This is a genomic window from Streptomyces sp. NPDC088732 (assembly GCF_044751205.1).
In the GTDB taxonomy this organism is placed as follows: Bacteria; Actinomycetota; Actinomycetes; order Streptomycetales; family Streptomycetaceae; genus Actinacidiphila.
In genome coordinates this window covers 457,777-483,882 of sequence record NZ_JBIVLI010000002.1, presented here as the reverse complement: position 1 = coordinate 483,882, position 26,106 = coordinate 457,777, and the positions used below count along the sequence as shown (strand labels likewise).

Sequence of the window (26,106 nt, the reverse complement as noted above, 5' to 3'; positions counted from 1 at the left end):
GTCCGCCCTCCGTCCGCTCAGAGGGCGCTCAAATCCGGATAACGATCGCGTCACCGCGGGCGGCCGCATTCCCGTTCGGCGCACCTTTTGTCCGCTTCTCCCTGAGGCGTATGACACATTTGCGCTGCGTGCCCGACGCCCGCCCCGTGATACGAATCCTCGACCACCGGCCGCGACGCCACCCCAAGTCGCGGTCGGTCGCGTGGCCGGTCGACCCCGGCGTGCACCTCCAGCCATCCGGGGGGATCGGAGCCCTGCCGAGCCGTACACGGCCGGCCGGGCATGGAGAAAGGCACAGCAGACATGACCTCGACGCAGGTCGAGCACGAATCCGGCAGCGGGGCCGAGGGGACCGCGACAGCGGAGGGCTACAAGCGGGCGCTGAACGCCCGCCAGGTCCAGATGATCGCCATCGGCGGCGCCATCGGCACCGGCCTCTTCTACGGCTCCAGCACCGGCATCGCGAACATCGGGCCCAGCCTCATCGCCTGCTACGCCGCCGCCGGCGTGGTGATCTTCTTCATCATGCGGGCCCTCGGCGAACTCCTCACCTACCGCCCCACTTCCGGCAGCTTCGCCGACTACGCCCGCGCGTTCTTCGGGCCCTTCACCGGCTTCGCCACCGGCTGGTCGTACTGGGCGCTGTGGGTCACCGCGTGCATGTCCGAGGTCACGGCCGCCGGCGCGTACATCAACTTCTGGTGGCCGGCGATCCCCGTCTGGTCCACCGCCGCCGTCGCCCTCGTGGTGCTCTTCGTCGCGAACCTGGTCTCCGTCAAGCTCTTCGGCGAGCTGGAGTTCTGGTTCTCCTGCATCAAGGTCACCGCCATCATCGCCATGATCGTCATCGGCGTCGGGGTGCTCACCTTCGGCTTCTCCTCCGCCGGCGACACCGCCTCGGTCACCCACCTGTGGGCCGACGGCGGCTTCGCCCCCCACGGCGCCTGGCAGGCCATGCTCGCCATGCAGGGCGTCATCTTCGCCTACCTCGGCGTCGAACTCGTCGGCATCACCGCGGGCGAGGCCGAGAACCCCAAGCAGACCCTGCGCAAGGCGATCAACACCCTCCCGGTGCGCATCGGCATCTTCTACGTCGGCGCGCTGATCGTCCTGCTGTCGGTCTTCTCCTGGACCAAGTACACCGCCGGCGTCAGCCCGTTCGTGCAGGTCTTCGCCCAGGTCGGCATCCCCGGAGCGGCCGGGATCATGAACTTCGTGGTCCTCACCGCCGCGCTGTCCTCGTGCAACTCCGGCATCTACTCCACCGGCCGCATGCTGCGCGGCCTGGCCGTCAACGGCGAGGCACCCCGTTCCATGGGCAACCTCAGCGGCCGGAGCCTGCCGCTGCCCGCACTTGTCGGATCGACCCTGGTCATGGGCATCGGCGTGATCGTCAACGTCGTCTCGCCCGACAAGGCATTCCTCTACATCACCTCGGTCGCCACCTGCGCCGGACTGTGGACCTGGACCATGATCCTCGCCGCCCACCTGCGGTACCGGGCCCGGGTCCGTGCCGGGCTGCTGCCCGCCTCCGACTTCCGGATGCCGGGCGCCCCCGTCACCAACTGGCTCGCCATCGCGGCCCTGCTGCTCGTCGTCGTCCTCATGGCGATCGACCCCGACACCCGGCTCGGCCTGTACGTGTGGCTCGTGTGGTTCGCCGTGCTCGCCGTCGGCTACCAGGCCGCCAAGCGGCGCACCCCCACCGACCAGCCACTGGCCTTCGCCCAGGAGTAGCCCCGACGGCCGGCCCCCGGGCCCGGTGTCCGGCAGTCGGTCTCCGTACTCCCGTACGGAGACCGACTGCATATCCTGACGACCATGCTGACCCTCACCCGTGCCCTGCACGACGCCCTCGTCGCCCACGCCCGTGCCGACCACCCCGACGAGGCGTGCGGCGTCATCGCGGGACCGGCCGGCAGCGACCGGCCCGAGCGGCACATCCCCATGCTCAACGCGGCCCGCTCACCCACGTTCTACGAGTTCGACTCCGGGGACCTGCTCAAGCTCTACCGCGACATGGACGACCGCGACGAGGAACCGGTGGTCGTCTACCACTCGCACACCGCCACCGAGGCCTACCCCTCGCGCACCGACATCTCCTACGCCAATGAACCGGGCGCCCACTACGTGCTGGTGTCCACCGCCGACACCGACGACGCCGGGCCCTTCCAGTTCCGTTCCTTCCGCATCGTGGACGGCCAGGTCACCGAGGAACCCGTCGAGATCGTGGACTCCTACGCCTGAGACGGCCACGTCCGCATCATGGGACGACCACCTCTGGCGGCCGGGGGGAATCGATACGATGACCCCATGGTTCTCCACGACGTGAGCGACAAGGCGCCGGGCACCCTGCTCGTGGCGCGGCTGTACGTCGACCTGTGCCGCCTCGCCGGCGCGGCATGTCCCCGCCCCTGACGCGCCGACCCCGCCCGCGCGCTCCGGGCCGCCCACCGGACCCCGTCCGCCGGGCCGCGCACACCGGGACGCCGCACCGCCGCCCGCACCACACGAGCCCTTCCGACTGGAGCCCCGCATGGCCATCGAGGTCCGCATCCCGACCATCCTTCGCAGCTACACCGGCGGCGCCAAGGCCGTCGACGGCAGCGGCAGCACGATCGACGAGCTCCTCACCGACCTCGACACCCGCCACACCGGCATCCGCGAGCGCATCGTCGACACCGCCGCCGGCGGCGACCTGCGGCGCTTCGTGAACGTCTACCTCAACGACGAGGACGTCCGCTTCCTCGACGGCATCTCCACCAAGCTGACCGACGGCGACAGCGTCACCATCCTCCCCGCCGTCGCGGGTGGAATGGCCTGATGCGGTACGACAGCCCGCTGGCAGCCGTCGGCAACACCCCGCTGGTACGGCTGCCGCGCCTGTCCCCGTCCGCCGAGGTCGGCGTCTGGGCCAAGCTGGAGGACCGCAACCCCACGGGCTCCGTCAAGGACCGCCCGGCCCTGCACATGGTCGAGCAGGCCGAACGCTCCGGACGCCTCACCCCCGGCTGCACCATCCTGGAGCCCACCTCCGGCAACACCGGCATCTCCCTGGCCATGGCCGCGAAGCTCAAGGGCTACCGCATGGTCTGCGTCATGCCCGAGAACACCTCCTCCGAGCGCCGCGAACTGCTCGCCATGTGGGGTGCCGAGATCATCCCCTCCCCGGCCGCCGGCGGCTCCAACACCGCCGTACGCGTCGCCAAGGAACTGGCCGCCGAGCACCCGGACTGGGTGATGCTCTACCAGTACGGCAATCCCGACAACGCCGGCGCCCACTACGCGACCACCGGCCCCGAGATCCTCGCCGACCTCCCCTCCGTCACCCACTTCGTCGCCGGTCTCGGCACCACCGGCACCCTCATGGGCGTCGGCCGCTACCTGCGCGAGAAGGTCCCCGGCGTGCAGATCGTCGCCGCCGAGCCGCGCTACGACGACCTCGTCTACGGACTGCGCAACCTCGACGAGGGCTTCATCCCCGAGCTCTACGACGAGTCCGTCCTCACCACCCGCTTCTCCGTCGGCTCCGCCGACGCCGTCGCCCGCACCCGCGAACTGCTCCAGCAGGAGGGCATCTTCGCCGGGGTCTCCACCGGCGCCGCCCTGCACGCCGCCCTCGGCGTCGCCCGCAAGGCCGAACGCGCGGGCGAGCGCGCCGACATCGTGTTCGTCGTCGCCGACGGCGGATGGAAGTACCTGTCGACCGGCATCTACACCGCCGAGTCCACCGAGGCGGCCGTCGCCGCCCTCCACGGCCAGCTCTGGGCCTGAACCCCGCCCGCACCCCTCAGCGGCGCCCCCGTCCCGGCGAAGTTCCGGCGGCGAGGGCGCCGTACTGGTGATTCCGCCCACAACGGGGCTCCGCAGAGGAGCACGGGCAGCCCGGGCGCCTTACGCTCAAGCACATGGCGGGTCGCACCCGCCCTCCCCCCATTCCCGTACGGAATGGGGCATCGTGGCGCGCCACCGCAAGACCCCCGGAACAATCCACGGAGGTTTCTGCACATGAAGCTCACCGTCGTCGGCTGCTCGGGGTCGTTTCCGTCCGCGGACTCGGCCTGCTCCAGCTACCTCGTCGAGGCCGACGGCTTCCGGTTGCTGCTCGACATGGGCAATGGCGCCCTCGGCGAGCTGCAACGCCACTGCGGTCTCTACGACCTCGACGCCGTCCTGCTCAGCCATCTGCACGCCGACCACTGCATCGACATGCTCGGCTACTTCGTCGCACGCTACTACCGCCACGAGGGCGGCCCCGCCCACGCCATCCCCGTCCACGGGCCGGAAGGCACCGAGCGCCGCCTCGCGAGCGCCTACGGGGACGTGCCCGACGAGAAGTGCATGAGCGAGGTCTTCGACTTCCGCACCCTCGAACCCGGTGCGTTCCGGCTCGGCCCCTTCACCGTCACCGCGGCAACGGTCAGCCACCCCGTCGAGGCCTACGGCTTCCGCATCGAGCACGCCGGCCGCACCCTCACCTACTCCGGTGACACCGGCCGCAGCGACGCCCTGGCGACCCTGACCGAGGGCACCGACCTCTTCCTGTGCGAGGCCTCCTTCACGCACGGCAAGGAGGACATCCCAGGCCTGCACCTCAACGGCCGCGAAGCCGGCGAGTACGCCGACCGCGCCGGCGCCGGACGCCTCGTCCTCACCCACATCCCGCCGTGGACCGACCCCCAGGTCAACCTCGACGACGCCCGCGCGGTCTACGACGGCCCGGTCGAGCTGGCGAAGGCGGGCGCGGTCTACGAGATCTGACGCCGCCGGTACGCCCCCGGCACGCACGGGGCCCCCGGAACCTGGTCGGTTCCGGGGGCCTCGTGCGTCTGCGCGGCCGCGGTCGCTAGGCCTTGGTGAGGTCCTCGATCTCCTCCTCGGGCTCGCGGCCCGGGGTGGGGAGATTGAACTTCACGATCGCGAAGCGGAAGACCACGTAGTAGACGACCGAGAAGCACAGGCCGATCGGGATGATCAGCCATGGCTTGGTCGCCAGGTTCCAGTTCAGGATGTAGTCGATCGCGCCGGCCGAGAACGTGAAGCCCGCGTGGACGCCGAGCGCCCAGGTGACCGCCATCGACACCGCGGTCAGCACCGCGTGGATGGCGTAGAGCAGCGGCGCGATGAACATGAAGGAGAACTCGATCGGCTCCGTGACGCCCGTGACGAACGAGGTCAGGGCGAGCGAGAGCATCATGCCGAGCACGGCCTTGCGGCGCTCGGGCCGGGCCGAGTGCGCCATGGCCAGGGCCGCGGCCGGGAGGCCGAACATCATGATCGGGAAGAAGCCGGACATGAACTGTCCGGCGCTGCCGTCACCGGCGAAGAACCGGGTGAGGTCGCCGTGCACGACGGTGCCCGCGGAGTTGGTGAAGTCACCGAGCTGGAACCAGGCCACCGAGTTCACGAACTGGTGCATGCCGATCGGGATCAGACCGCGGTTGATCAGGCCGAAGAGCGCGGCGCCGACCGAGCCGAGCCCGGTCATCCACTCGCCGAAGTTGCTGATGGCGTCGCCGATGGGCTCCCAGACCAGACCGAAGAAGACACCGACCAGGGTGCCGACGAAGGCCATGATGATCGGCACGAGGCGCCGGCCGTTGAAGAAGCCGAGCCAGTCCACCAGCCGTGTGCGGTGGTAGCGCTGCCACAGGACGGCGGCGAGCAGGCCCATCACGATGCCGCCGAGCACGCCCGGGTTGTTGTACGTGGCGGCGATGTCCGCGCCGCTCTGGACCTTCGCCTCGGTGACCGGGAAGGCCTTCAGGACGTTGTTGTAGACCAGGAAGCCCACGAGAGCCGCGAGCGCGGTCGAGCCGTCGGCCTTCTTGGCGAAGCCGATGGCCACGCCTATGCAGAACAGCATGGGAAGGTTGTCGAAGACGGCGCCGCCCGCGGTGGCGAAGACGGACGCCACCTTGTCCCAGCCGAGGCCGTCGGCCCCGAAGACATCGGGCTGTCCCAGGCGGAGCAGGATGCCCGCCGCCGGCAGGACGGCGATCGGCAGCTGGAGGCTGCGGCCGACCTTCTGCAGGCCTTGGATAAGGCCGGAGCCCCGCTTCTTTGCTGCGGGAGCCGCCGTCGGGGTGGCGGTCGTCATGGAGTTCCTCCTGGTCTGAACCACTCAGTGGTGTAGACCAGTCTTAACACGCACTTGACGCGCAGAGGAACGTTTGGCTCCGTGTGGTCTAGACCACATTTCGGAGCGTGGCGGCTCCGCTACGCCTTGAGGTTGTCCTGCGCCATCTCCTCCGCGACCTCCACCGGCTCCCGCCCCGGCGTCGCCAGGTCGAACCGCGTGATCACCAGCCGGAACAGCCCGTAGTAGACCGCCGCGAGCACCAGCCCGATCGGGACGACCAGCCACGGCTTCGTCGCCAGCGACCAGTTCACGACGTAGTCGATGAGACCCGCCGAGAAACTGAAACCGTCGTGCACCCCCAGCGCCCAGGTGACCGCCATCGAGACCCCCGTCAGCACCGCGTGGATCGCGTAAAGCGCCGGCGCGATGAACAAGAAGGAGTACTCCACCGGCTCCGTGATCCCCGTGACCAGCGAGGTCAGCCCCACCGACAGCATCAGGCCGCCGACCTCCTTGCGGCGCTCCGGGCGGGCGCAGTGCGTGATGGCCAGCGCCGCGGCGGGCAGCGCGAACATCATCACGGGGAAGAAGCCCGACATGAACTGCCCCGCCGTCGGGTCGCCCGCCAGGAACCGGTTGACGTCCCCGTGCGCCACCTGCCCGTCCGGCTTCGTGAAGCTGCCGAACTGGAACCACACGAACACGTTCAGGAACGTGTGCAGACCCACCGTGAGCAGCGCCCGGTTCGCCACCCCGAAGATGCCCGCGCCCCACGACCCCAGATCGCTCAGCCACTGGCTGAAGCTCGTCAGGCCGCTGCCGACCGGCGGCCACACCCACAGCGACAGCGCCGCGAAGGCGATCGCCACGAAGGACATGATGATGGGCACCAGGCGCCGCCCGTTGAAGAAGCCCAGCCAGTCCACCAGCCGCGTGCGGTGGTAGCGCTGCCAGAAGAAGGCGGTCAGCAGTCCGATCACGATCCCGCCGAACACCCCGGGATCCTGGTACGCGGCGGGAACCGCCGCCGACGGCGTGCCCGGTGGGACGCAGGCACCGCTGATCGCGCTCGCCTGCGTGAAGACCGTGCCGGGCGGGCAGTCCTGCGGGAACTGGTGCAGCACCCCGTAATAGACGAGAAAACCCACGACCGCCGCCAGGGCCGTCGAACCGTCCGCCTTCTTCGCCATGCCGATCGCGACACCCACCGCGAACAGCAGGGGCAGCCCCAGTGAGCCGTCCAGCAGCGCGCCGCCCGCGCCGTTGAACACCCTCGCCACGTTGTCCCAGCCCAGGCCCTCCGCGCCGAACACGTCCGGCTGCCCCAGCCGGTTCAGGATGCCCGCCGCCGGCAGTGCCGCGATGGGCAGTTGCAGACTGCGCCCCATCTTCTGCAGCCCCTGGAAGAGCGTGCCCGTCCACCTGCGGCCGGGGCGCGGACCTGCGGCGGCGTCCGAGCTCATGGTCACTACCTCCTGGCGGGTAATGTGGTGTAGACCAGTTGCGGCGCGGCTGTGTCAGAGATGCATCCCCGCAAATGCGGTCCACCCCTGCACTACCGTGTGAAATCGGACCGAACGGCCGAGACAACCAGGAGCTACAGATGGCCAGCAAGGCAGAGAAGATCGTCGCCGGGCTCGGAGGACTCGACAACATCGAGGAGATCGAGGGCTGCATCACCCGACTCCGCACCGAGGTCGCCGACCCCTCCCTCGTCGACGAGGCCGCGCTCAAGGCCGCCGGCGCCCACGGCGTCGTCAAGATGGGCAACGCCATCCAGGTCGTCATCGGCACCGACGCCGACCCCCTCGCCGCCGAGATCGAGGACATGCTCTGACCCCGGCCCCCCACAACTGATCACCCGCACGGGGCCCGTTCCGCAACCGGCACGGGCCCGCGGCGCACATACGACTAGGCTCGTCGCCATGTCTCGTATCGACGGCCGCACACCCGACCAGCTCCGCCCCGTCACCATCCAGCGCGGCTGGAGCAAGCACGCCGAAGGATCGGTACTCGTCTCCTTCGGTGACACCAAGGTCCTCTGCACCGCCTCCGTCACCGAAGGGGTGCCCCGCTGGCGCAAAGGCAGCGGCGAAGGCTGGGTGACCGCCGAGTACTCCATGCTCCCGCGCGCCACCAACACCCGCGGCGACCGCGAATCCGTACGCGGCAAGATCGGCGGCCGCACCCACGAGATCTCCCGCCTCATCGGCCGCTCCCTGCGCGCCGTCATCGACCACAAGGCCTTCGGCGAGAACACCGTCGTCCTCGACTGCGACGTCCTCCAGGCCGACGGCGGCACCCGCACCGCCGCCATCACCGGCGCCTACGTCGCCCTCGCCGACGCCGTCACCTGGATGCACGGCCGCAAACTCCTCCGCGCCAAGGCCCAGCCCCTCAACGGCACCGTCAGCGCCGTCAGCGTCGGCATCATCGACGGCGTCCCCATGCTCGACCTCCGCTACGAGGAAGACGTCCGCGCCGAGACCGACATGAACGTCGTCTGCACCGGCGACGGCCGCTTCGTCGAGGTCCAGGGCACCGCGGAAGGCCAGCCCTTCGACCGCAAGGAACTGGGCTCCCTGCTCGACCTGGCCGTCGCGGGCTGCGCCGAACTCGACGCCCTGCAGCGCGCCGCACTGGAAGAGCTCGAACAGACCACCAAGAACTGACCAAGAACAGGTCTGCGGAACGCAACCCGGGCGGCGGTCCGGTGCGTGTGTACTGACATGCACTCACGCACCCGCCGCCGCCTCGCCGCACTCGCCGCCGCCACCGCCCTCGGTGCCGCCGCCCTCACCGGCTGCGGCGCCGCCGACGCCATCGACGCCGTCGACAAGGCCCTCGACTGCGCCACCGTCGCCGCCCAGGTCGCCGGCGACGTCCAGAACCTCCAGAACGCGGTGAGCAACGCGGGCAACGACCCGCAAAGTGCCGCCACCGCACTCGACCAGATCGCCGACCACCTGGCCACCCTCGGCGACAAGACCGACAACGCAGACGTCACCAAGGCCGTCGACGACCTCCAGAAAGCCGTCGACAACGCCCGCGACGCCGCCGACGCCGGCCGGACCCCCGACGTCACTCCCGTCGCCGACGCCGCCGCCGGACTCACCAAGATCTGCGCCCCCGGCTGACCGGGATAATCGGACCATGCCGCACACCCGTCTGGTCCTCGCCACCCGCAACGCCCACAAGGTCGCCGAGCTCCACGCCATCCTGGCCGACGCCGGACTCGGCGTGGAACTCGTCGGCGCCGACGCCTACCCCGAGATCCCCGACGTCAAGGAAACCGGCGTCACCTTCGCCGAGAACGCCCTCCTCAAGGCCCACGCCCTCGCCCAGGCCACCGGCCTGCCCGCCGTCGCCGACGACTCCGGCCTCTGCGTCGACGTCCTCGGCGGCGCCCCCGGCATCTTCTCCGCCCGCTGGGCCGGCAAGCACGGCGACGACCGCGCCAACCTCGCCCTCCTCCTCGCCCAGCTCTCCGACATCGACACCCCCCACCGCGCCGCCCACTTCATGTGCGCCGCCGCCCTCGCCCTCCCCGACGGCACCGAACACGTCGTCGAGGGCCGCCTCCTGGGCACCCTCCGCTTCACCCCCGAGGGCACCGGCGGCTTCGGCTACGACCCGATCCTCCAGCCGCTGGGCGAGTCCCGCACCTGCGCCGAACTCACCCCGGCGGAGAAGAACGCCATCAGCCACCGCGGCCAGGCCTTCCGGGGGCTGGTGCCGGTGGTGCGGGAACTGGTGGGGTGAAAAGGCGAAGGGCCACGTCGGAGCGACCGACGTGGCCCTTTCTGGAGGTGTGGCCGGTGGGATTCGAACCCACACGAGCGAAGCTCACCCGGACCTAAACCGGCGCGCGTCTGCCATTCCGCCACGGCCACCAGCCGCCTATATGGTACTGGCTCGGCGTCTCCACAGCCGTGCCGTTGACCTCACATCTGCTGGTCCGGCATCCGCCCCACGGTCGCCCGAGGGTCGCGCCCGGCAAAAGTTGCGGTCTGGCTGTGGCAGGAGGGGCACAGGTACCGGAGATTGCCGATCCGGTTGTCGAGCCGGTCACCGTTGACGTGATCGATCTCCAACGCGATGGGCAGGCCCTGCCACACGGGACCCGTGCCGCAGGCGCCGCACACGTAGGCCAGGCCCACTTCCTGCAATGCCCTGTGGAGCTGGCGACGGCTCGTGCGTGGACTGCCGGCGTCGAGCCGCCGCAGGATGTCCTCCGCGGGCTTGCGCCTCTGCGACGGGATGCCGCGGGCGTGCGCCTGCCCCGTGAAGTGCGCGGTGGACAGCCCGTGTTCCGCGATGGCGCGTTTGATCCTCCTCCTGCACGTCCCGTTGTCGGGCAGGCCGAGGCTCCGGATGATGCCGGCGAGGCTCGTCGACCCGTTGACCGCCGCGCGGAGTTCGTCAGAGCCGATCACTCTGGGCCCGCTCGTCGCGGGCTGAGAGAAATGGGAGGTGTCCACGCCGAAATGGGCGAGCCTGCGGGCGATGTGCCGGTAGGCGCTGTCGTACGGGGCCACGTCCAGGTGCTCCAGGATCTCCCGGATGGAACCGCAGCGGGACGTGGCATCCTCGAGGATCTCCTTTGTGTACCTGCGGGGCTGCTTGCGGGGCAGCGGTTCGTCGACGAAATGGCTCGTGTCGATGCCGTAGTGCTTCAATCGCTCCCGCAAATAGGCCAGAAGACCGCTGCCGAGCGGCTGAGCGAGCCGCCGGAGCATGTCGACGAGACTGGTGGACTCCGCCGCACAGCGCGAGAGGGAGGCCCGGGTGTAGCCCGGGCTGTCGTAGAGGCGCGACATCTACCGGACCGCCCCCGGACGCTTTCGGCCGCGATAGGTGTCCGTGGCCGCATGGCAGTTGGGGCAGAGGAGCCGCAGGTTCCCGGGGCGGTTGTCCCACCAGTCCCCGTTCACGTGGTCGACCTCCAGACGCAGGGGCCGGCCGTTCCGCTCGGGTCCGGTACCGCACATCGCGCATCTGTCCCGGACGCCGCTGCTGAGCAGATACCGGTGCAGCCGGTGGCTGGCGATGCGTCCGTCCACCGGCGTGCCGAGCACCAGCCGATCCGCCAGCCGAACCCGCGGACGGCGTGGCCCGGCGTTCGGCGTGAAGTGCGAGGTGTCGATGCCCAGTCGGGCGATGCGGCGTCCGATGTGTGCCTGGTTGCCGCCGACCGGGCTGATGCCGAGCCGGCGCACGACGTCCGCGATGCTCGTCGACTCCCGGACGACGGCTCGTAGCCGCTGCTCGGTGTGGCGGACCCCTTCCTGCTCGAAATGCGTGCAGTCGATCTCCCAGGTGGCGAGCAGCTTGCGCAGGTAGGCGCGGCTGCCGTTCGTGGGTGTCCCGCCGAGCGCGGTGATCGTCTCCGACAACGACCGGCAATCCGCGACCGCCCGTTCGACGAGCTCCCGTGTGTACCTGACTGCCACATATCCCCCATGCGATCTGGTGTTGCACTTTCGCACGGAATAACGACCCGTTCGTACGACGGTTACGCCGTCCGGGAAAGGCCGAAGGGCGCCCGGCGCACATCGCGCCGGGCGCCCTTCGGGGAGGGCCGGGAGGGCTACGCGTCCTTGAGGACCTGGCGCTGGCGGCCGAGGCCGTCGATCTCGAGCTCGACGACGTCGCCGGCCCGGAGGTACGGCTTGGGCTCGGGGCGGCCGAGGGCGACGCCGGCCGGGGTGCCGGTGTTGATGACGTCTCCGGGGTAGAGGGTCATGAACTGGCTGAGGTAGCGGACCACTTCGGCGACCGGGAAGATCTGGTCGGCCGTGGTGCCGTCCTGCTTGAGGTCGCCGTTGACCCACAGCCGCAAGGCCAGGGCCTGCGGGTCGGGGACGTCGTCGGCGGTGACGAGCCAGGGGCCGAGGGGGTTGAAGGTCTCGCAGTTCTTGCCCTTGTCCCACTGGCCGCCGCGCTCGATCTGGAAGGCGCGTTCGGAGACGTCGTGGGCGACGGTGTAGCCGGCGACGGCGGCGAGGGCCTCCTCGGGGGAGGCGGCGTAGCGCAGTTCGCGGCCGATGACGACGGCGAGTTCGACCTCCCAGTCGGTCTTGAGGCTGCCGCGGGGGACGAGGACGGTGTCGTCGGGGCCGACGACGGTGTCGGGGGCCTTCATGAAGAGGATCGGCTCGCTGGGGATGGCGGCGCCGGTCTCGGTGGCGTGGTCGTGGTAGTTGAGGCCGATGCAGACGATCTTGCCGATGCCGGCGAGCGGGGGGCCGGTGCGCAGGTCGTCGACGTCGAGGGCGGGCAGGGTGCCGGCTTCGGCGGCCTCGCGGATGCGGTCGAGGGCGGCGGGGTCGGCGAGGAGGGTGCCGTCGATGTCGGGGGTGAGGGCGGACAGGTCGCGCAGGACGCCGTCCTGGTCGAGAAGGGCCGGGCGTTCGGCTCCGGCGGGGCCGACTCGCAGCAGCTTCACGAGACTCTCCGGTGGGTCGAGGGAGGGCGGATGGTTCGTTTCCGATGGGGACGGTCATCGGAGGTCTTGGGTGATCCTCCAGCGGAGGGGGTGCCGCCCGCAACCCCCTGCCCAGGGTGCGAACGGTGCGGCCGGGCATGCTCGGCGGTGGTCCAGGTGGTGGAGCGTGCGGCGTGTGGAACTCCGAGGCAATGGACCCCGGGGATTCCTCCGATGTCTGGCTGTCGCTATCCCGCGAGGACTCGCGACACCGTGTAGATGACCAGGCCCGCGAGCGCGCCGACGACCGTGCCGTTGATGCGGATGAACTGCAGGTCGCGGCCGACGTTGGCCTCGATCTTGCGGGTGGTCTGCTCGGGGTCCCAGCCGGCGATGGTGTCGGTGATCAGGGCGGTGATCTCGTCCCGGTAGGTGGTGACGACGTAGGTGGCGGCGTCCTCCAGCCAGCCGTCGATCTTGGCGGTGAGCCGGGGGTCCTCGGTCATGCGTGCGCCCAGCGACAGCAGGGACGCGCGGGCGCGCATGCGCAGTTCGCTGTGCTCGTCCTCGGCCGCGGCGACGATCATGCCGCGCACCGAGCCCCATGCGGACTCGATGAGGTCCTGCACTTCGTGGCGTTCGATGAGGTCCTTCTTCAGTCGTTCCACGCGCCTGCGGGTGTCGGGGTCGGACTGGAGCTCGGTGGCGAAGTCGGCGAGGAAGGTGTCGAGGGCGCCGCGTGCCGGGTGTTCGGGCATGTCGCGCATCTCGGCGGTGAAGCGCACCAGTTCCTTGTAGACGCGTTCGCCGACCTTGCGGTCGACGAAGCGCGGGGTCCAGCCGGGCGCGCCGCCCTGGACGGCGTTCATGACGGAGTCGCCGTGCTCGGTGAGCCAGTCGTGGGCGCGTACGCAGACGAGGTCGACCATCCGGCGGTGGCCGCCGTCGGCGACGATGCGTTCCAGCATCTTCCCTATGCCTGGGGCGATCTCCTGGGCGTCGGCGCGGCGGGTGATGGCTTCGCCGACGACGGCCTGGACGTCGGAGTCGCGCAGTACGGTCAGGGCGCCGCGCAGGGCGGCCGCGCCCTGTTCGGTGACGCGTTCGGCGTGTTCGGGGTCCTCGAGCCAGGTGCCGAGGCGGTGGGCGATGCCGACTTTGCGGAGCCGGGTGCGGACGACGGTCTCGGACAGGAAGTTCTCGCCGACGAAGTCGCCGAGGGTGCGGCCGAGGGCGTCCTTTTTGGTGGGGATGATGGCGGTGTGCGGGATGGGCAGGCCGAGCGGCCTGCGGAAGAGGGCGGTCACGGCGAACCAGTCGGCGAGCGCGCCGACCATGCCGGCCTCGGCGGCGGCGGCGACGTAGCCGCTCCAGGCGCCGGCGCCGGCGGATTCGGCCCATTTGGCGAGGCCGTACACGAGGGTGGCGGCCAGCAGCAGGCCGGTGGCGATCACCTTCATGCGGCGGACGCCGCGCCGCCTGCCCTCGTCGGCGGGGCTGTAGGAGAACGCCGGAGTCGCGTTCTGGCCCGTTCCGGTCACCGGAGTCCTCTCCATCCGTTGCCCTCGTTTCCCTTTTGCGTATTGCGCACGCCACACTCACCAGTTGGAACGAACAACGGGTTCCCGCCGTCCGACAGAGCAGACGGGCAGGTCCGGCGTTCTCCATGGGATCATGAGTGGGGGCGGATCGCGCCGGTTTCCGATACCCCCCTGCCCAGGAGTTGAGCACTGCGTGGCCAGAACGACCGGTTATGCCCTGCTCGCCGCACTCGCCGCCCTGGTGGTGGTCGTTTCGACGGCGATTTTCGTCATCGTCGGCCGTGTGGACGTCTCGGCGCGTACGGGGCGTCCGTCCCTGGCGGCCGGGGGCGCGGGGACCGCCGCGCCTGCGGCCGCGGGTTCGTGGGTCGGTACGTGGTCCGCGGCTCCGGCCGACGGGGAGCCGGGTACGGCGGACGGATACCCCGGATGGTCGATCCGCAACGTGGTGCGCACCAGCGTCGGCGGTGTCTCGGTGCGGGTGCACCTGTCCAATGCGTTCGGTGCCGCGCCGCTGGTGTTCGCGCACGCGAGTGTGGCGCGGTCCGCCGGGGGCGGGGCGGCGGCGGTCCGGGGCACGATGCGGGCGCTGACGTTCGCCGGGCAGGAGTCGGTGACGGTCCCGGTGGGCGGGGGTGTTGTCAGCGACCCGGTGCAACTGGCGGTGCCGGAGCGGGCCGATCTGCTGGTCACGACGTATGCGGCGCTGCCGTCGGGGCCGGTGACGTTCCATCCGGAGGCGCGGCAGATCTCGTTCATGGCGCGGGGGGAGCACACCGGGCAGGTCTCGGGCCGGTCGTTCAGGACGCCGAGCCCGTACTGGCGGTATGTCAGCGCGGTGGACGTCCTCAACGCGCGGGCGGCGGGTTCGGTGGTGTTCCTCGGCGATTCCATCACGGACGGGTTCGCCTCTTCGGTCGGCGCGAACCACCGCTGGCCCGACTACCTGGCGGACCGTCTGTCGGATGCGGCGGATCCGCGGCTGCGGCTGGGTGTCCTCAATGAGGGCATCAGCGGCAACCGGGTGCTGCGCGACGGCTTCGCCGGGTCGGGGCAGGGCGCGTTGCGCCGGCTGGAGCGTGACGCGCTGTCCCAGACGGGGGTGCGCACGATGGTGGTGGAGCTGGGCATCAACGACATCATCCGGCCGCCGCAGCAGGGCAGCGCGGACGCCGTGGTCGCCGGGCTGCGGGAGATCGTGGCGCGCGGTCACGCGCGCGGGATCCGGGTGATCGGCGGGACGCTGCTGCCCTTCGAGGGCCACGGGATGTACGGTCCGGCGACGGAGGCCGTGCGGGAGCGGGTCAACGCGGCGATCCGGGCGGGCACGGTGTACGACGCGGTGATCGACTTCGACAAGGCGCTGCGTGACCCGTACCGTCCGACGAGGATGCTGCCCGGCTACGACTCCGGTGATCATCTGCACCCCGGCGACGCGGGCTACCGCCGGATGGCCGAGGCCGTCCGGCCGGCGCTGCTGCGGGGTTCCGCCGCCACGAAGGTGTGACGGGGGGAGGCCCGGGGGCGGGGCGGGGTGTGCACGGACTTCACGAGCAATTCAAAGGACGGCGATGACGGATCTCGCGGGCGGTCTGCCCGGTTACGCCGAGCGTTTCACCGAGCCCGAGGGCTATCTGGACTTTGCCCGCTACGGGCCGCCTTCGCGGGATGTGCTGGCGGCGACGGCGGCGGCGCTGGCCGAGTCCGCCGAGGCGGATCACACCACCGTCAACGAGCTGATGCGGGCGGAGCCGCGGGCGCGGGCGGCGGCGGGCCGGCTGGCGGGTACGGACGCGGCGCATGTGGCGCTGCTGCCCAATGCCTCGACGGGGTTGTTCCACGCGGCGTTCGGTCTGGCGGGGGGCGCGGTCCTGGTGCCCGCGGCGGACTTCCCGGCGAACCACTATCCGTGGCGGCGCAGTGCGGCCCTGGGCCGTGCGGTGCCGCGCTGGCTGGATGCGGCGCCGACCGCGGACGCGGTGCGGGCGGCCCTGACGGACGAGGTGGTGGCGGTCTCGGTCAGTGCGGTGGACTTCCGTACGGGCTACCGCGCCGATCTGGCGGCGCTGCGCGAGGTGATCGGCGACCGGCTGCTGATCGTCGACGCCATGCAGGCGTTCGGTGTCGCGGAGCTGCCGTGGCAGGCGGCGGACGTCGTGGTCGCGGGCGGCCAGAAGTGGCTGCGGGCGAGCTGGGCGACGGGTTTCGCCGCGTTGTCGGACCGGGCCCTGGAGCGGCTGGAGCCGACGCTCTCGGGCTGGACGGGCGTGACGGACGTCGCGGTCTTCGACGATGTGGAGCATCCGCCGGCGCCCGACGCGCTGCGTTGGAGCATCACCAATCTGAGCCCGGTGACGGCGGCGGCCTTCGCGGTGGCGCTGGAGCTGGTGGAGTCGTCGGGGGTCGCCGCGATCGAGGCGCATGTGGCGCGGCGGGTGGACGAGCTGATCGAGGTGGTGCGCGCGGCGGGCGGCGAGGTGCTGTCGCCGGTGGCGCGGGAGGAGCGGGCGGGCATCGTGTCGTTCGCGGTGCCCGGCACCGATCCGGAGCGGATCGCGAAGGCGCTGCACGAGCAGGGGGTCACGCCGTCGGTGCGGACGGACTCGGTGCGGTTCTCGGCGCACGCGTCGACCACGTCGGGCGCGGTGGAGCGGGTGCGGGCGGCGCTGGGTTCGCTGCGCTGATCCCCCTGGGCTCCCCCTGGGCGGTTGCCGGCGGCGTCACACGGGGGCGCCGCCGGTGGCGTACATGCGGGCGATGACGTCCTCGATGGCGGGTTCGCGCACCGACAGGTCGACGACGCCGTGCCGGGCGGCGAGTTCGGCGACGAGGGGTGCCGCGCTGGCGGTGGCGGGGAAGGCGATCCACTGGCGGGGGCCGTCGACGCGGGCGCAGCGGGCGCCGGGGAGTTCCACGGGCGGCAGTTCGTGTGCGAAGTCGACGACAAGGGTGCGTTCGCTCTCGCCGATGGCGTGCAGTCCGGCGAGGCCGCCGTCGTACATCAGGCGGCCGTGGTCGATGACCATGACGCGGCGGCACAACTGCTCGATGTCGGTGAGGTCGTGGGTGGTGAGCAGGACGGTGGTGCCCTGCTCGGTGTTGACGTCGCGGAGGAACGCGCGGACCTTGGCCTTGCTGACGACGTCGAGGCCGATGGTGGGTTCGTCGAGGTAGAGCACTTCGGGGTCGTGCAGCAGGGCGGCCGCGATGTCGCCGCGCATGCGCTGGCCGAGGGAGAGCTGCCGCACCGGTACGTCCAGCAGCGGGGCGAGGTCGAGCAGTTCGACGCAGCGGCCGAGGTTGCGGCGGTAGCGCGCTGCCTCGATGCGGTACATACGGCGGACCAGTTCGTAGGAGTCGCGCAGGGGCAGGTCCCACCACAAGGTGGTGCGCTGGCCGAAGACGACGCCGATGCGGCGGGCCAGGCGGGCGCGTTCGCGGGAGGGGTCGATGCCGGCGACGCGCAGTCGGCCGGCGCTGGGGGTGAGGATGCCGGTGAGCATTTTGATGGTGGTGGACTTCCCGGCGCCGTTGGGGCCGATGTAGCCGATCATCTCGCCGGCGGGGACGCGGAAGGTGAGGCCGTCGACGGCGCGTACCTGCCGGCGTTCGCGGCGCATCAGGCCGGTCTTGCGGCGGACGTCGAAGACCTTCTCGACCTGGTCGAGTTCGATGACGGGGGTGGTCATGGCGGTATCAGCTCCCGGTGCTCCGGTACGAACGCAGGGCGGTCCGCCACAGGGCGCCGGCGAGCGCGCAGCACGCGGCGGCGACCAGGGGCGGGGCGAAGTCGACCCAGCCGGGCAGGTCGAGGGGGTCCTGGCGGCCGAGGACGCGCAGGGCGGGCAGCCAGTTGACGAAGGCGAGCGGCACGACGAAGGTGACGCCGCGCACGAGGTCCTTGGCGAAGACGGAGGGCGGGTACTGGAGCACGGTGTTGCCGCCGTAGGTGAAGGCGTTCTGCACCTCGGAGGCGTCGCCGGCCCAGAACTGGAAGGCGGCGCCCGCGATGAAGACCGCGGCGAAGATGGCGGCGCCGCTGAGCACGCTGACGGGCAGCAGGACGATCGTCAGCGGGGTCCACGCGATGTCGAGCCGGGCCAGCGCCCAGCCGAGCACGAGCAGCCCCTGGACGACGCGGCCGATGCGGCGCAGCGCGAACCGGTCGGCGGCGACCTGGGCCAGGACGGGCACGGGCCGTACCAGCAGGGTGTCCAGCGTGCCGTCGCGGATGCGGCTGCCGAGCCGTTCCATGCTGCCCATGGCCAGGTCGGCCAGGCCGAGGGAGGTGCCGGCGGTGCCGTAGAGCAGGGCGATTTCGGGGAGGCTCCAGCCGCCGAGGCTGTCCACTTGCGAGAACATCAGCAGGATGACGACGAAGTCCAGTGCGGTGGCGGCGAAGTTGCCGAGCGCGGTCATCACGAAGGACGCGCGGTAGGCCATGGTGGAGCGGATCCACATCCCCACGACGAGTCCGTAGGTGCGCAGTGCCTCAGCCACCTTGGACCACCACCTTGCGGGTCGCGGCGGACTGCAGGAGCCGGCCGGCGCCGAGCAGGGCCACCGCCCAGCCGGCCTGGAAGGCCAGGCTGCCGGCGAGTGCCGTGCCGGTGCTGCGGCCGAGCAGGATGTCGGCGGGGACCTGGAGGAGCGAGGAGAAGGGCAGCGCGCGGGCGACGGCGCCCAGGGCCGCGGGGAAGGCGTTGAGCGGCAGCAGCATGCCGGAGAAGAACATCGTGGCGAGCGAGGCGACGGTGACCACGCCGCTGCCGTCGAGCAGCCAGAAGGCGCTGAGGACCACCAGGTAGCGCAGGGCGAAGCTGACGACGGCCCCGAGGAGCACCGACAGCAGGAAGAACGCCCAGGTGAGGGGTGAGGTGGGCAGGGCGAGGCGGAAGGCGAGGGCGCCGCAGGCCATCGGTACCACGCCGCGGGCGAGCAGTTGGTGGGCGGCCCGGCCGAGGTCGGCGGCGAGCCACCAGGCCTGCAGGTCGGCGGGGCGGGACAGGTCGACGGCGACGTCGCCGCTGCGGATGCGGTCGATGAGTTCGTCCTGGAAGCCGCCGCCCAGCAGTGCGCAGGCGGCGATGAGTGCCTGGCCGGTCCAGACGTACGTCAACGCCATGGACTGGTCGTACCCCCCGAGGTGGGGTCGTTCGTCCCAGAGGGCGATGTAGGTGTAGGCGATGACGAAGCCGTAGACCGTGTTGGTGAAGATCCCGGCCACGGTCGCCGTCCGGTAGGTGGCGTGCCGGCGGAAGCCGCTCGCCGCCACGGCGGCGTACAGGCGCATCCTGCTCCCGACCTTCCCGTTCGTGCCGTTCATGCTGTTCGTGCTGTTCTTGCCGGGCCCGGTCCGTGCCGTCCGGAGCGGGCGCAAGCGCACGACGCTACCGGCCGCCGTCACGCGCTGCCACGGGTTTTTCACTCCGTGGTGGGGTCCGCGGTGTGCTCCAGAGCTGTCACAGCCCTGTCACGGACGCGCGCCATTGCACCGTTTTGTCCCGAAGGTGCGTGAGTGTCCGCCGGGTCGTACGGCACGATTGACCCAAGATGTTCCGCCGCGGCACAACCCTCGGCGGCCGCGGAGGAGTCAGTACAGACATGAGCAGCAGCAACGCTTCCCCCGGCGGCGGGGGAACCGCGCCGTCCGGAAAGAAGCCGAAGCGCACCGGAATCCGCAGACTGATCCCTGGCTGGAAGACGGTGGTCGGCACCTTCCTGCTGGTCGTGCTGGCCTGCGCCGGGGCCTTCGTCATCGGGTACCAGCTGGTGGAGATCCCCAAGGCCAACGCGGGGGCGGTCGCCCAGAGCAACGTGTACCTGTACTCCGACGGCAGCCAGCTGGCACGCGACGGCCAGGTCAACCGGGAGAACGTCGACCTCGGCCAGATCGCCAAAACCGCCCAGTACGCCACGCTCGCCGCGGAGGACCGCAACTTCTACAACGAGTCCGCGGTCAGCCCCAAGGCGATGATCCGCGCGGCCTGGAACACGGTCACCGGCAAGGGCAAGCAGTCCGGTTCGACCATCACCCAGCAGTACGTGAAGAACTACTACCTGAACCAGGACCAGACGGCGGTCCGCAAGGCCAAGGAGTTCTTCATCGCGATCAAGCTCGACCGCGAGAAGAGCAAGAGCGAGATCCTCCAGGGCTACCTCAACACCAGCTACTACGGCCGCAACGCCTATGGCATCCAGGCCGCCGCCCAGGCCTACTTCGGCAAGGACGCCGACCAACTCGGCACGGCCGAGGGCGCCTACCTCGCCACGCTGCTCAACGCCCCCAGCGAGTACGACGTGATCGCCCACCCGGAGAACCGGACGCAGGCGCAGGCCCGCTGGAACTACGTCCTGGACGGCATGGTCAAGGAGGGCTGGCTGAGCGGGACCGAGCGCGCCTCGCTGAGGTTCCCGACCCCGCTGAAGGCCAAGCCCGCCACCAGCCTGTCCGGCCAGCGCGGCTACCTGGTCGAGGCGGTCAAGGACTACCTGGCCTCGGCGCACATCCTCGACGAGGAGACGCTGCGCTCCGGCGGCTACCGCATCACCACGAGCATCGACCGCAAGAAGGAGGACGCCTTCGTCAAGGCGGCCGAGGAGCAGCTCCTGGACAAGCTGGACCCCAAGGCGCACAAGACCGACCAGTACGTGCGGGCCGGCGGTGCCTCGATCGACCCGGCGACGGGGAAGGTCGTCGCCATGTACGGCGGCATCGACTACACCAAGCAGTTCGTCAACAACGCGACGCGCCGCGACTACCAGGTCGGCTCCACCTTCAAGCCGTTCATCTTCGCCTCGGCCGTCCAGAACGACTCGACCACGCAGGGCGGCCGGCGCATCACGCCGTACACGACCTACGACGGCACCAACAAGCGCGAGGTCGTCGGCCCCAACGGCCGCACCGGCTACGCCCCGGCCAACGAGGACGACGTCTCCTACGGGCCGATCACCGTCACCCGCGCCATGGACAAGTCCGTCAACGCCGTCTACGCCCAGATGGCGCAGGACGTCGGCGCGGACGACGTCAACAGCACGGTGCGGGCGCTCGGTGTCCCCGAGCAGGTCAAGCTGGTCAGCACCCCGGCGATGGCGCTCGGCACCATGGAGGCCAGCCCGCTGGACATGGCCCAGGCCTACGCCACGCTCGCCAACCACGGCCGGTACATCCCGTACACCATGGTGGTGAAGGTCACCAAGAACGGCGAGGACCTGAGGCTGCCCGAGCGGGCGCCGCGGCAGGCGGTCAGCCGGGAGGCGGCCGACACCACGACCTCGATCCTGCGCTCGGTGGTGCAGGGCGGCACCGCCACCGCCGCCCAGGCCTCCGGCCGCCCCGCCGCGGGCAAGACCGGCACGGCGGAGGAGGACAAGGCCGCCTGGTTCGCCGGGTACACCCCGAACCTGGCCACCGTGGTCGCCGTGATGGGGCAGGACTCGCAGACCGGCGCCCAGAAGCAGCTGTACGGCACCACCGGCCTGGACCGGGTCAACGGCGGCGGCTTCCCGACGCAGATCTGGGCGCAGTACACCGCGGGCGCGCTGAAGGGCACCCCGGTGGAGGGCTTCCACCTGCGGCTGGAGCCCGGCGCCTCGGAGCCCCCGGCCACCTCGGCCCCGCCGGCCAGCTCCGCCCCGCCGTCCTCCTCGGAGCCCCCGCAGACCCCGTCCGAGCCGCCGGCCACGACCAGTGGGCCGCCGACCTCGTCGGAGCCGCCGCAGTCCCCGTCCGAGCCGCCGGCCAGCAGCTCCCCGCCGCCGAGCGAGGGCGGCCCCGGAGGCGCCGAGCTGCCGATCGGCGGCCCGGTCGGGGGGGACGACGGAGGCGGCGGGGGCGGCTTCCAGTAGCTCAGTGACCGGAGGTCGCCTTCAGCCCGACGACGGCCACCAGCAGCAGGCAGATGAAGAAGACCCGGGCGGCGGTCGCCGGCTCACCGAGCACCACGATGCCGAGCACCGCCGCCCCGGCCGCCCCGATCCCGACCCACACCCCGTAGGCGGTGCCGATCGGCAGCGTCCTCGCCGCGTACGACAGCAGCAGCATGCTGGCGACGATGCCGAACCCGGTGCCCAGGCTCGGCCACAGCCGGGTGAAACCGTCGGTGTACTTCATGCCGACCGACCAGCCGACCTCCAGCAGGCCGGCCAGACACAGCAGGACCCATGCCACGACGAGCACCTCCGTGATCATTGAAGACTCAGGCGGTGCGTCGTCTTTGCATGGGCCCTGGTACGGCGCGTCTCGTCAGGGGGATGAGAGCGACGATAGCAAATCAGAGGTAAAGACCGGTGGAGTCCTCCGAGCCCTGGAGCCGCTCGGCGGCCACCGCGTGCAGGTCCCGCTCCCGCATCAGCACGTAGGCCGTGCCCCGCACCTCGACCTCGGCGCGGTCGTCCGGGTCGAAGAGCACCCGGTCCCCGACCTCCACGGTGCGCACGCTCTGGCCGACGGCGACCACCTCGGCCCAGGCCAGCCGCTTCCCGACGGCCGCCGTGGCGGGGATCAGGATGCCGCCGCCGGAGCGGCGCTCCCCCTCGGGGGTGTCGGAACGGACCAGCACACGGTCGTGGAGCATGCGGATCGGAAGCTTGTCATGCGATGGCGAACTCACAGGTACGACGTTACCGGCGTCGTCTGCGCAGCGAGAGGCCGGCCACCACAGTGACCAGTGCCACGGCCGCCACCGCGACCGGCACGATGCGCTCCACGCGCGGCGCGCCCTCCTCGGTGACGAAGTGCCCCCGGATCTCCGTCACGCCCCGGTTGACCGCCACGTACGCCCGTCCGGCGGTGCGGTCCACGGCCGACGCGACCTTCGCCTTCGTGTCGGCGGCGATCGTCGCCGGGTGCACCCGCACGGCGATCTCGTCCAGGGTGGCGGCCAGCTCCCGCCGCTTCAGGGCGATGTCCGCCTCGATCTGAGCCGGGCTCCTGCCATCCGACACCGTGCAGCCTCCATCGTTGTCTCGACCGGTACCGTGCAGACAGTCTGTCAGTCCGCTCGTGCCGGCGCCCGTCGGCACCCCGAACCGGAGAACTGCACCCATGAGCGAGCGCCTCCAGCCCGGCGACACCGCACCCGCCTTCACCCTGCCCGACGCCGACGGCAACGAGGTCTCCCTCGCCGAGCACGCCGGCCGCAAGGTCATCGTCTACTTCTACCCCGCCGCGCTCACCCCGGGATGCACCAAGCAGGCCTGTGACTTCACCGACAACCTCGACGTCCTCGCGGGCGCCGGCTACGACGTCATCGGCGTCTCGCCCGACAAGCCCGAGAAGCTCGCGAAGTTCCGCGAGAAGGAGTCGCTGAAGGTGACCCTGGTGGCCGACCCCGACAAGTCGGTCCTGACCGCGTACGGCGCCTTCGGCGAGAAGAAGCTGTACGGCAAGGTGGTGACCGGCGTGATCCGCTCCACCGTCGTCGTCGACGAGCACGGCAAGGTCGAGCACGCCTGGTACAACGTCAAGGCCACCGGGCACGTGGCCAAGCTCATCCGCGACCTGGGCGTCTGACGCCCCCTCGGGCCGCCGCGGCGCCACCGGCTCAGGCCCGGGTGTGCGAGCCGGTCAGTGCCGCGTAGACCACGACGTTGGCCGAGTAGCTCTGGGTCGCGCGGTCGAAGGTGCCGCCGCAGGTGATCAGCCGCAGCTCGGGGCGGACGCCCGAGCCGTACACCCGCTCCGGGCGGAAGCCCTCCTTCGGGACGATCTCCACGCCCTCGACGGTGAACTCCGCGACCGAGCCGTCCGAGCGGTTGACCTCCACCAGGGTGCCGGGCGTGACGGTGCTGAGGTTGTAGAACACCGCGGCCCGGGTGCGGGTGTCCACATGGCCGACGACGAGCGCCGCGCCCGCGTCGCCGGGCGCCGGGCCCGCGCCGAACCAGCCCGCCACCCCGGGCGAGGTGAACGGCGGCGGGTCGACGGCCCCGTCGGCGGTGAGCCCGCGCACCACGAGCGGGGCGTCGATGCCGGCCGAGGGGATGCGGATGCTGAGCGGCCGGGCGTGGTGGAGCGGGGTGTGCGCGGCGTAGACCGGGGTGGGGCGCCCGTCCGCCCCGGGCGCGGACGTGGCGGTGACCCCCGGGGCGCCCATGGCGTCCCCGGGGGCCGGGTGGACGTAGCCCTTCAGCCACGCCGCGAAGAGCACGACCGCGGCCGTGGCGGCCGCGACGGTCCGTCCCTGCACCGCTCAGTCCCGGCTGCGGCGCCGGTGCATCACCAGGCCGGCCGCCCCCGCCACGGCCAGCACACCCGCGGCCACGGTGCCCGGCACCCCGGCCGGCTGCGGGGCGGAGGCCGCGTGCCGTGCCACGCCGGCGGCCATGGCACCGCCACCCGCGGGGACCGGTGCGGACGGGAAGCCGCCGTCCCCGGTGCCCTCGCCGACCTCGATCTGGCCCTCGTGCGACTGGCCGTTGCACTCGATGGAGACCTTGTACGAGCCGGACGCCAGCCCGGAGCGCACCACCGCGGAGGCGTACATGCCGCCGTCCGAGGCCGGGGCGAGCCGTACGGGAGCGACGAAGGCGGAGGAGCTGACGGTGCCCGACTGGGCGCGGTCGCACTCCTGGGTGCGGACGTCGACGTCGCCGCCCGGGCCGACGGAACCGGGGTTGACGGTCACACCGCCCCCGCCGACGACACCGCCGCCGCCGACGACGACACCTCCTCCCCCGCCCCCGCCCCCGCCCCCGCCGCCTCCGCCGCCCCCGCCTCCGCCGCGGCCGCCTTCACCACCGTCGTCGTCACGTCCGCCGTTGTCGCGGCCGTTGTCGTCCCGGTTGCCGTTGTCCCGGTTGTTGTCGCGGCCCCCGTTGTCCCGGCTGTTGTCGCGGCCGTTGTCGTCCCGGCCCCCGTTGTCGCGTCCGCCGTCGCCCCGGTCGCCGTTGTCGCGTCCGCCGTCCTGCCTGCCGAAGTCCTGGCGGTCGCCGCCCTGGGCTCCGCCGCCCCCGCCGGCCGCGCGCTCCCACAGCCGGCTGGTGGCGTCCCCGCTCCCGGCCGGGCCGTCGTCCGCGACGGCGACGGGACCGCAGACGGCGATCACCGCCACCGCCGCGGCGGCGCACAGGGGAATGCGGGCGGCGTCCCTGACAGAGCCCATGATGAAAACCTCCACTCACCCGGGCTCACGTTGTCGGATCGGTCGGCCCCGGTACTTCGAAGGTCTCTTTTCTGACGGGCCGCCGCATGCGGGGCTGCTCCGGTCGGGTCAGACGAGGTCCACCAGATCGGCGATGGACTCCACCACACGCGAGGGCCGGTAGGGGAAGCGGTCGATGTCGGCGGGCCGCGTCAGCCCGGTGAGGACCAGGAAGGTCTCCATACCCGCCTCGAGGCCCGCCAGCACGTCGGTGTCCATCCGGTCGCCGATCATCGCGCTGGTCTCGGAGTGCGCCTGGATGGCGTTGAGCCCGGCGCGCATCATCAGCGGATTGGGCTTGCCGACGAAGTACGGGTCCTTGCCGGTGGCCTTGGTGATCAGGGCGGCGACCGAACCGGTGGCGGGCAGCGCGCCCTCGGCCGAGGGGCCGGTCTCGTCGGGGTTGGTGGCGATGAACCGGGAGCCGTTGTTGATCAGCCGGATGGCCTTGGTCAGCGCCTCGAAGCTGTAGGTGCGGGTCTCGCCCAGCACCACGTAGTCCGGCTCGACGTCGGTCAGCACGTAGCCGATGTCGTGCAGCGCGGTGGTCAGGCCCGCCTCGCCGATGACGTACGCGGTGCCGCCGGGCCGCTGCTCGTCCAGGAAGCGGGCGGTGGCCAGCGCGGAGGTCCAGATGTTCTCCACCGGGACGTGCAGGCCCATGCGGGTCAGCCGCGCGTGCAGGTCGCGCTGGGTGTAGATGGAGTTGTTGGTGAGGACCAGGAACGGCTTCCCCGACTCCTTGAGGCGCTTGAGGAACGCGTCGGCGCCGGGGATCGGGGTGCCCTCGTGGATCAGGACTCCGTCCATGTCGGTGAGCCAGGACTCGATCGGCTTGCGTTCTGCCATGGGACGGACTCCTGCGGTGCGGCGGGGTGCTGAGGTGAGGGGGCGCCGGCACGTCGTCGTGCC

At 71.3% G+C, this 26,106-nt stretch carries 29 protein-coding genes, 1 tRNA gene and 1 riboswitch; of the genes, 14 read left to right on the top strand and 16 right to left on the bottom strand.

Going from position 1 to position 26,106, the window contains the following annotated elements:
• Positions 1–303 precede the first annotated feature (303 nt).
• From ACIP9H_RS05075 to ACIP9H_RS05050, 6 genes are all read left to right on the top strand, one after another.
• Positions 304–1,737 (top strand): amino acid permease, encoded by a 1,434-nt coding sequence (locus tag ACIP9H_RS05075; RefSeq protein WP_401957551.1) that lies wholly within the window; start codon positions 304–306, stop codon positions 1,735–1,737.
• 84 nt (positions 1,738–1,821) lie between these two features.
• Positions 1,822–2,247, top strand: coding sequence for a Mov34/MPN/PAD-1 family protein (locus ACIP9H_RS05070; RefSeq protein WP_401583118.1), 426 nt, complete (start codon positions 1,822–1,824; stop codon positions 2,245–2,247).
• Positions 2,248–2,313: 66 nt separating this feature from the next.
• Entirely contained in the window at positions 2,314–2,418 is a 105-nt protein-coding gene (locus ACIP9H_RS05065) for a putative leader peptide (protein WP_319664451.1), read from the top strand.
• A 118-nt stretch (positions 2,419–2,536) separates the two neighbouring features.
• The gene (locus ACIP9H_RS05060; protein WP_401583116.1) at positions 2,537–2,824 is read left to right on the top strand and encodes a MoaD/ThiS family protein; all 288 of its coding nucleotides are present in this window, start codon (positions 2,537–2,539) and stop codon (positions 2,822–2,824) included.
• Positions 2,824–3,774, top strand: a complete 951-nt coding sequence (locus ACIP9H_RS05055) for a PLP-dependent cysteine synthase family protein (RefSeq protein ID WP_401583114.1) — start codon at positions 2,824–2,826, stop codon at positions 3,772–3,774. The genes ACIP9H_RS05060 and ACIP9H_RS05055 overlap by 1 nt, the downstream gene beginning before the upstream one ends.
• A 234-nt stretch (positions 3,775–4,008) precedes the next feature.
• Positions 4,009–4,761, top strand: coding sequence for an MBL fold metallo-hydrolase (locus ACIP9H_RS05050; protein WP_401583112.1), 753 nt, complete (start codon positions 4,009–4,011; stop codon positions 4,759–4,761).
• Between the two features lie 85 nt (positions 4,762–4,846).
• Here the strand turns inward: ACIP9H_RS05050 and ACIP9H_RS05045 are convergent, their stop codons facing one another.
• A complete protein-coding gene (locus tag ACIP9H_RS05045; protein ID WP_401583110.1) occupies positions 4,847–6,100 on the bottom strand; it encodes a PTS transporter subunit EIIC in 1,254 nt (417 codons plus the stop codon).
• 119 nt (positions 6,101–6,219) lie between these two features.
• Positions 6,220–7,545: a PTS transporter subunit EIIC gene (locus ACIP9H_RS05040; protein WP_401957546.1), complete on the bottom strand. Its 1,326-nt coding sequence runs from the start codon at positions 7,543–7,545 to the stop codon at positions 6,220–6,222.
• Between the two features lie 140 nt (positions 7,546–7,685).
• On the opposite strand from ACIP9H_RS05040, the gene ACIP9H_RS05035 reads away from it, so the two are divergent.
• The 4 genes from ACIP9H_RS05035 (at position 7,686) to rdgB (ending at position 9,844) form a co-directional block, all read left to right on the top strand.
• Entirely contained in the window at positions 7,686–7,919 is a 234-nt protein-coding gene (locus ACIP9H_RS05035; RefSeq protein ID WP_360906114.1) for a PTS glucose/sucrose transporter subunit IIB, read from the top strand.
• A gap of 88 nt (positions 7,920–8,007) precedes the next feature.
• Complete coding sequence (rph, locus tag ACIP9H_RS05030; protein ID WP_401957543.1) at positions 8,008–8,754, top strand: ribonuclease PH; 747 nt, start codon at positions 8,008–8,010, stop codon at positions 8,752–8,754.
• 57 nt (positions 8,755–8,811) lie between these two features.
• The gene (locus tag ACIP9H_RS05025) at positions 8,812–9,219 is read left to right on the top strand and encodes a hypothetical protein (protein ID WP_401583106.1); all 408 of its coding nucleotides are present in this window, start codon (positions 8,812–8,814) and stop codon (positions 9,217–9,219) included.
• 16 nt (positions 9,220–9,235) lie between these two features.
• Positions 9,236–9,844, top strand: coding sequence for an RdgB/HAM1 family non-canonical purine NTP pyrophosphatase (gene rdgB, locus ACIP9H_RS05020; protein ID WP_401583104.1), 609 nt, complete (start codon positions 9,236–9,238; stop codon positions 9,842–9,844).
• 48 nt (positions 9,845–9,892) lie between these two features.
• Here the strand turns inward: rdgB and ACIP9H_RS05015 are convergent.
• The 5 genes from ACIP9H_RS05015 to ACIP9H_RS04995 all read right to left on the bottom strand — a co-directional run bounded on the left by ACIP9H_RS05015 (position 9,893) and on the right by ACIP9H_RS04995 (position 14,065).
• Positions 9,893–9,975 (bottom strand) — tRNA-Leu (locus tag ACIP9H_RS05015).
• 51 nt (positions 9,976–10,026) lie between these two features.
• Positions 10,027–10,902: an HNH endonuclease signature motif containing protein gene (locus ACIP9H_RS05010; RefSeq protein WP_401957540.1), complete on the bottom strand. Its 876-nt coding sequence runs from the start codon at positions 10,900–10,902 to the stop codon at positions 10,027–10,029.
• Positions 10,903–11,478, bottom strand: a complete 576-nt coding sequence (locus ACIP9H_RS05005) for an HNH endonuclease signature motif containing protein (protein ID WP_401957537.1) — start codon at positions 11,476–11,478, stop codon at positions 10,903–10,905. It abuts the gene before it with no gap.
• 194 nt (positions 11,479–11,672) lie between these two features.
• Positions 11,673–12,530 carry a fumarylacetoacetate hydrolase family protein gene (locus ACIP9H_RS05000; protein WP_401957534.1) on the bottom strand — a complete coding sequence of 286 codons (858 nt, stop codon included), beginning with the start codon at positions 12,528–12,530 and terminating at the stop codon, positions 11,673–11,675.
• A 227-nt stretch (positions 12,531–12,757) separates the two neighbouring features.
• On the bottom strand, positions 12,758–14,065 hold the full coding sequence (locus tag ACIP9H_RS04995) for a DUF445 domain-containing protein (RefSeq protein WP_401583098.1): 1,308 nt from the start codon (positions 14,063–14,065) through the stop codon (positions 12,758–12,760).
• A gap of 178 nt (positions 14,066–14,243) precedes the next feature.
• On the opposite strand from ACIP9H_RS04995, the gene ACIP9H_RS04990 reads away from it, so the two are divergent.
• Both ACIP9H_RS04990 and ACIP9H_RS04985 read left to right on the top strand, forming a co-directional pair.
• A complete protein-coding gene (locus ACIP9H_RS04990; protein WP_401957531.1) occupies positions 14,244–15,557 on the top strand; it encodes an SGNH/GDSL hydrolase family protein in 1,314 nt (437 codons plus the stop codon).
• Positions 15,558–15,621: 64 nt separating this feature from the next.
• Positions 15,622–16,734, top strand: coding sequence for an aminotransferase class V-fold PLP-dependent enzyme (locus ACIP9H_RS04985; RefSeq protein WP_401583096.1), 1,113 nt, complete (start codon positions 15,622–15,624; stop codon positions 16,732–16,734).
• Between the two features lie 36 nt (positions 16,735–16,770).
• On the opposite strand, the gene ACIP9H_RS04980 is transcribed toward ACIP9H_RS04985, so the two are convergent.
• Genes ACIP9H_RS04980 through ACIP9H_RS04970 form a run of 3 tightly spaced genes read right to left on the bottom strand, consistent with a single transcriptional unit; the run spans position 16,771 to position 19,343 of the window.
• The gene (locus ACIP9H_RS04980) at positions 16,771–17,739 is read right to left on the bottom strand and encodes an ATP-binding cassette domain-containing protein (protein WP_401957528.1); all 969 of its coding nucleotides are present in this window, start codon (positions 17,737–17,739) and stop codon (positions 16,771–16,773) included.
• 7 nt (positions 17,740–17,746) lie between these two features.
• Positions 17,747–18,550 (bottom strand): ABC transporter permease, encoded by an 804-nt coding sequence (locus ACIP9H_RS04975; RefSeq protein WP_401583093.1) that lies wholly within the window; start codon positions 18,548–18,550, stop codon positions 17,747–17,749.
• The gene (locus ACIP9H_RS04970) at positions 18,543–19,343 is read right to left on the bottom strand and encodes an ABC transporter permease (protein ID WP_401583225.1); all 801 of its coding nucleotides are present in this window, start codon (positions 19,341–19,343) and stop codon (positions 18,543–18,545) included. Before ACIP9H_RS04970 ends, ACIP9H_RS04975 begins: the two co-directional genes overlap by 8 nt.
• A 311-nt stretch (positions 19,344–19,654) precedes the next feature.
• Here ACIP9H_RS04970 and ACIP9H_RS04965 point away from each other — a divergent pair, with 311 nt between their 5' ends.
• Complete coding sequence (locus ACIP9H_RS04965) at positions 19,655–21,898, top strand: transglycosylase domain-containing protein (RefSeq protein WP_401583091.1); 2,244 nt, start codon at positions 19,655–19,657, stop codon at positions 21,896–21,898.
• A 1-nt stretch (position 21,899) separates the two neighbouring features.
• Here the strand turns inward: ACIP9H_RS04965 and ACIP9H_RS04960 are convergent, their stop codons facing one another.
• From ACIP9H_RS04960 to ACIP9H_RS04950, 3 genes are all read right to left on the bottom strand, one after another.
• Entirely contained in the window at positions 21,900–22,220 is a 321-nt protein-coding gene (locus ACIP9H_RS04960; RefSeq protein WP_401583224.1) for a DMT family transporter, read from the bottom strand.
• Between the two features lie 34 nt (positions 22,221–22,254).
• A riboswitch (guanidine-III (ykkC-III) riboswitch) is annotated at positions 22,255–22,316 on the bottom strand.
• Between the two features lie 7 nt (positions 22,317–22,323).
• Positions 22,324–22,626: a GroES family chaperonin gene (locus tag ACIP9H_RS04955; RefSeq protein ID WP_389243518.1), complete on the bottom strand. Its 303-nt coding sequence runs from the start codon at positions 22,624–22,626 to the stop codon at positions 22,324–22,326.
• A gap of 46 nt (positions 22,627–22,672) precedes the next feature.
• The gene (locus tag ACIP9H_RS04950) at positions 22,673–22,996 is read right to left on the bottom strand and encodes a DUF3618 domain-containing protein (RefSeq protein ID WP_360906101.1); all 324 of its coding nucleotides are present in this window, start codon (positions 22,994–22,996) and stop codon (positions 22,673–22,675) included.
• 100 nt (positions 22,997–23,096) lie between these two features.
• Here ACIP9H_RS04950 and bcp point away from each other — a divergent pair, with 100 nt between their 5' ends.
• Positions 23,097–23,564 carry a thioredoxin-dependent thiol peroxidase gene (bcp, locus tag ACIP9H_RS04945; protein ID WP_401583089.1) on the top strand — a complete coding sequence of 156 codons (468 nt, stop codon included), beginning with the start codon at positions 23,097–23,099 and terminating at the stop codon, positions 23,562–23,564.
• Between the two features lie 31 nt (positions 23,565–23,595).
• Here the strand turns inward: bcp and ACIP9H_RS04940 are convergent, their stop codons facing one another.
• The 3 genes from ACIP9H_RS04940 to ACIP9H_RS04930 all read right to left on the bottom strand — a co-directional run bounded on the left by ACIP9H_RS04940 (position 23,596) and on the right by ACIP9H_RS04930 (position 26,043).
• On the bottom strand, positions 23,596–24,240 hold the full coding sequence (locus ACIP9H_RS04940; protein ID WP_401583087.1) for a class F sortase: 645 nt from the start codon (positions 24,238–24,240) through the stop codon (positions 23,596–23,598).
• 3 nt (positions 24,241–24,243) lie between these two features.
• Positions 24,244–25,155 (bottom strand): hypothetical protein, encoded by a 912-nt coding sequence (locus ACIP9H_RS04935; RefSeq protein ID WP_401957523.1) that lies wholly within the window; start codon positions 25,153–25,155, stop codon positions 24,244–24,246.
• Positions 25,156–25,263: 108 nt separating this feature from the next.
• Positions 25,264–26,043 (bottom strand): HAD-IIA family hydrolase, encoded by a 780-nt coding sequence (locus ACIP9H_RS04930; RefSeq protein WP_360906097.1) that lies wholly within the window; start codon positions 26,041–26,043, stop codon positions 25,264–25,266.
• Between the last annotated feature and the right edge of the window lie 63 nt (positions 26,044–26,106).